This is a genomic window from Lysobacter enzymogenes (genome assembly GCF_017168095.1).
Lineage (GTDB): Bacteria > Pseudomonadota > Gammaproteobacteria > Xanthomonadales > Xanthomonadaceae > Lysobacter > Lysobacter enzymogenes_D.
Map to the genome: position 1 here is coordinate 1 of NZ_LXSD01000488.1, position 4,713 is coordinate 4,713.

At 71.4% G+C, this 4,713-nt stretch carries 4 protein-coding genes; 1 reads left to right on the plus strand and 3 read right to left on the minus strand.

Annotated elements, in window-relative coordinates:
- Both A7A76_RS20140 and A7A76_RS20145 read right to left on the minus strand, forming a co-directional pair.
- The coding region (locus tag A7A76_RS20140; RefSeq protein WP_206412984.1) for an aldehyde dehydrogenase family protein at positions 1-972 on the minus strand (972 nt) is incomplete at its 3' end.
- Between the two features lie 8 nt (positions 973-980).
- Positions 981-2,372: a glutamine synthetase family protein gene (locus A7A76_RS20145; RefSeq protein WP_206412985.1), complete on the minus strand. Its 1,392-nt coding sequence runs from the start codon at positions 2,370-2,372 to the stop codon at positions 981-983.
- 146 nt (positions 2,373-2,518) lie between these two features.
- On the opposite strand from A7A76_RS20145, the gene A7A76_RS20150 reads away from it, so the two are divergent.
- Positions 2,519-4,126: a GMC family oxidoreductase gene (locus A7A76_RS20150; RefSeq protein ID WP_343225378.1), complete on the plus strand. Its 1,608-nt coding sequence runs from the start codon at positions 2,519-2,521 to the stop codon at positions 4,124-4,126.
- Positions 4,127-4,287: 161 nt separating this feature from the next.
- Here the strand turns inward: A7A76_RS20150 and A7A76_RS20155 are convergent.
- Positions 4,288-4,713: cupin domain-containing protein (locus tag A7A76_RS20155; RefSeq protein WP_206412987.1), on the minus strand; the 426-nt coding region annotated here is incomplete at its 5' end.

Below are 4,713 nucleotides of genomic sequence, written 5' to 3' on the forward strand. Positions count from 1 at the left end.
GCCGGCGGCGACCGCCGCGGCGACTTCGCCGGCGATGCGCTGCGCCGCGGCAGCGCTGACCACCGGCCCCAGATCCGGCGAGCGCAGCGGATGGTCCAGCCGCAACGCGCGCGCGCGTTCGACGAAGGCCTCGGCGAAGCGCGGGTACGCGCGCCGGTCGACATAGATGCGCTCGACCGAGCAGCACGACTGGCCCGAGTTGGAGTACGCGCCTTCGACCAGTTGCGCGGCCGTCCAGTCCAGGTCCGCATCGGCGCGCACATACGCCGCATCCTTGCCGCCCAGCTCGAGCCCGGCCGCGACCAGTCCGGTGCCGGCGGCCGCCAGCACCGCGCGCCCGCCGCGTTCGGAACCAATGAACTGCACCGCCTGGAAACGGCGTTGCGACAGCAGCCGCTCGACCATCGCATGCGGCAGGTGCAAGGCCTGGAACACGCCGTCCGGCAAGCCCGCCGCGTCCGCGCACTGCGCCATCAGCTCGGCGACCAGCGCGGTCTGCGGCGCGTGCTTGAGCACGAAGGCATTGCCGGCGGCCAGCGCCGCGATCGCCATCTGCGCGGCCATCGCCACCGGGTAATTCCAGGCGCAGATGCCCAGCGCGATGCCCTTGGGCTCGCGCCGCAGCGCGCGGCGGATGCCGTCGCCGCCGTCCACGGCCCGTTCGCCGAGCAACTGCGGCGCCAGCGCGCGCGTATGCTCCCAGCCCGCCCGCACCCGTCCCAGTTCGTCGGCGAACTGCAGCGGCCGGCCGATCTGCCACAGCACCTGCTCGGCGAACTCGGCGCGCCGCGCCTGCATCGCCGCGACCAAGGCTTCGATCGCGTCCAGGCGCGCGTCCAGCCCGAGCGCGCGCCAGCCCGGCAGCGCCGCCTGCGCGCGTTGCAGCGCGCGTTCGGACTCGGACTCGCGCGCATGGCGCACCACCGACAGCAAGCGGCCGTCGACCGGAGAAACGATTTCGAAGGCGTCCACCGGCGGCCTCAGGCGAATTCGAAGAAGCGACGCAGTTCCACGTCGGTGACCAGCGCGGCGAACTCTTCGTCCTGGGCGCGCTTCATCTCCACGTAGGCGTCGACGAAGCGGTCGCCGAACAGCTCGCGCGCCGCGCGCGAGGCGTCGAAGCGCTCGATCGCCGCGGCGAAGCTGCGCGGGAAGCGGTACTGCGGCGCGACCTTGTCGAGGTTGTCGTAGACGTTCCAGGTCGCTTCCTCGCCCGGCTCGATCGCCTGCTCGATGCCCCACAGGCCGGCGCCGAGCACGCAGGCCAGGGCCAGATAAGGATTGGCGTCGGCGCCCGGCACCCGGCATTCGACGCGTTGCGAATGCGGCGAACCGCCGATCAGGCGCAGCGCGCAGGTGCGGTTCTCCCAGCCCCAGGTCGCCGCCACCGGCGAGAAGATCCACGGCTGGTAGCGGCGGAACGAATTCACCGTCGGCCCGAACAGGATCAGGAACTCCGGCAGCAAGCGCTGCACGCCGCCGACGAAGTGGCGCATGGTCCGGCTCATGCCGCGCGGCTCGCCCGGATCGTGGAACACCGGATCGCCCTGCCCGTCACGCAGCGACACGTGGATGTGGCCGCTCTGCCCGTCGGCCTGGTTGGACCAGCGCGCCATGAAGGTGATCAGCTTGTCGTGGCGCTGGGCGACGATCTTGGCCACGGTCTTGAACAGCATCGCGTCGTCGGCCGCGCGCACGCCCTCGCCGTAGGCCAGCGCGGCTTCCATGAAGCCCGCGCCCATTTCCTCGTGCACGCCTTCCAGCGGGACGTCCATGCGCTTGCAGCTGTCCATCAGCGCGTTGTAGAAGCCGCTGCCGACGCCTTGCCGAAGCATCAGGTGATAGGAGTTGTCGAGCGTGGCCAGGCGCAGGCCGCGATAGTCCTTCTCGCGGACCGAACGCGGCGTTTCTTCGAACATGGTGAATTCGTATTCGCTGGAGTGGAACGCGCGCAGCCCCTGCGCCCGCGCGCGCGCCAGCACCCGGCGATAGACGTTGCGCGGCTGCAGCGGACCTTCGGGCTCCTCGAAATCGGCCAGGAACAGCAGATTGCGCGTGGGGCTTTCCCACGGGATCTCGCGCACGCTGTCGGGCACGATCCGGCACAGGCGGTCGCCGAAGGTCACCGCGTCGCCGCTGCTGACGCCCTGCGCCGGACGCTGCACGTCGCCGTGATCCAGCGCCAGCGCCGCGCCGGCGAAGCCGATGCCCTTGTCCAGCGCGCCGAGGAAGCGCTCGGCGGACACGTACTTGACCCGCAGCTGGCCCGGCATGTCGCCGTAGCCGACGTTGACGTGGTCGGGGCGGCGCGCCTGGATCAGGCGGACGACGTCGTCGACGGTGGCGATCGAGCTGAGGTTCGGGTCGGACATTCGAAGACGTTTCCTTTTGTTAACTTTGTTTCCATATGGAAACATCGCGTGGTAGTTTTCGCTCATCCCGATCCGGGTGTCAAACCCTCTCGCCGTCGCGCCCCGGCTCAGCCGACGGACGGCGGCCCAACCGGCGAGGTCCGTGCGTGAATCAGGCTTCCTTCCCCGCGTGGGACTACATCGTGGTCGGCGCCGGCTCGGCCGGCAGCGTGCTCGCCCATCGCCTTTCGGCCGATCCGCGCGTGCGCGTGCTGCTGCTCGAAGCCGGCCCGGCCGACATCTATCCCTATCTCCATGTACCGGCCGGAGAGGAAATGGCGCTGTCCAGCGGCAAGGTGACCTGGCCCTACCGCACCGAGCCCGACCCCAGCCGCGACGGACGCAGCGAGGACTGGCCGGCCGGCAAGGTGCTCGGCGGCAGCAGTTCGGTGAACGGGATGATTTACCTGCGCGGCGCGCGCGAGGACTACGACGACTGGGCGCGCGCCGGCAATCCGGGCTGGAGCTTCGACGAGGTGCTGCCGTGCTTCGTGCGCAGCGAACGCAACTCGCGCGGCGCCGGCCCGGGCCGCGGCGGCGACGGGCCGCTCAGCGTCGCCGACCTGCGCAGTCCGCATCCGCTCGCCGCGGCCTTCCTCGACGCGGCCGCAGAACTGGGATTGCCGCGCAACGACGCGTTGAACGGCGGCGACCCGTTCGGCGCCGGCTATCTGCAGGCGACCCAGTTGCGCGGCTGGCGCCACAGCGCCGCGCGCGCGTTCCTGGGCCCGGCGCGGCGGCGGCGCAATCTCGACATCGTTACCGGCGCGTTGGTCGAACGGGTGCTGATCGCCGACGCTGCGGCGCACGGCGTGGCGTACCGCCATCGCGGGCAGCGCAAGGTCGCGCACGCGCGGCGCGAGGTCATCGTCTGCGCCGGCGCGCTGGCCTCGCCCAAGCTGTTGATGCTGTCGGGCATCGGCCCGGCGCAGCAACTCGAACGCCACGGCATCGGCGTGGTTCGCGACAGCGCGGGCGTCGGCGCGAACCTGCAGGAGCATCCCGGCGCGCTGGTCACCGCGCAGGTCAATATGCGCACCTACAACGTCGAGACCGGCCCGCTGTCGGTGCTGCGCCACGGCCTGGATTTCCTGCTGCGCGGCCGCGGCCCCGGGACCACGCCGATCGGCCACGCCGTCGCCTTCGCCCGCAGCGCGCCGCAGGTCGAGCGGCCGGACCTGCAACTGGTGTTCACGCCGATCGGCTACAACACGTCCGGCGACGGCCCGGTGCTGTTGCCGGTGCCGGCGGTGGTCATCGCGGTCAATGTCTGCCGTCCGCGCGCGCGCGGCACGTTGCGGCTGCGCTCGGCCGATCCGGCCGAGCTGCCGGAAATCCGCCTGGAAATGCTCGCCGATCCGCACGACCGCGACTTGCTGCGCGAAGGCGCGAAGCTGGCGCGGCGGCTGTACGCGACCGGCGCGATGCGCGGCCATGTCGAGCGCGAACTGCGCCCGGGCGCGCAGGTCGACAGCGACGCCGAGTGGGATGCGTTCCTGCGCAAGCACTGCATGCGCTTCAGCCATCCGGCCGGCACCTGCCGCATGGGCGTGGACGCGCTGGCGGTGGTCGGCCCGGACTTGCGCGTGCACGGCGTGCAGCGCTTGCGCGTGGCCGATGCCTCGATCATGCCGACCCTGGTCGGCGCGAACACCAACGCCGCGGCGATCATGATCGGCGAGAAGGCGGCGGAGCTGATCCTGCTCGGCGGCTGACTTCGCCGTGCGGCTCGCTTGGCACGGGTTAGTTCGTGCCGCCGAATTCAAGCGGCGTGAGTCGGGCGGAAAGATTCAGGTCGCGGGATTCAGCGGCGAACGCTCGGTACGACGGCCGGCCCGCCGGGCTCAACGCCGCGCTGCCGCGACGCTCCGACGAGTCAGCGCTTGCGCTTGGGCCGCAACCCGGCGCTCGCCGCCTCGCTCTGCACCCGCGCGCCGTCTTCGCCGACGGTATTGGACATCAACAGCACCGCCTCGCGCGAGACCGCGAAATACGCATGGCGGGTCTGCGCGTCGAACAGCACGCTGTCGCCCGCGGCCAGCACCAGCGGTTCGTAGGCGTCAGTGTGCAGCGCGACCTTGCCCTTGAGCACGTACACGAACTCCTCGCCCGGATGCGACACGAACGCGTCCTCGTCGCCGGGCGGCTTGTCGCGCACGGTCACCCGCCAGAACAGGTTGGACTGGCCGCTGAGTTCGCTGCACAGCATCTCGTAGGTGCGGTGGCTGTGTTCGAACTTGCGCCCGCCGTCGGCGCGGGTCAGCGCCCGCCGCGCGCCGGCGCCGGGCACGGGCGCGGGCGG

What these genes read in the sequence shown, in the direction of transcription:
- A7A76_RS20145 (WP_206412985.1), bottom strand. Translation starts at nt 2,372, where the DNA reads ATGTCCGACCCGAACCTCAGCTCGATCGCCACCGTCGACGACGTCGTC.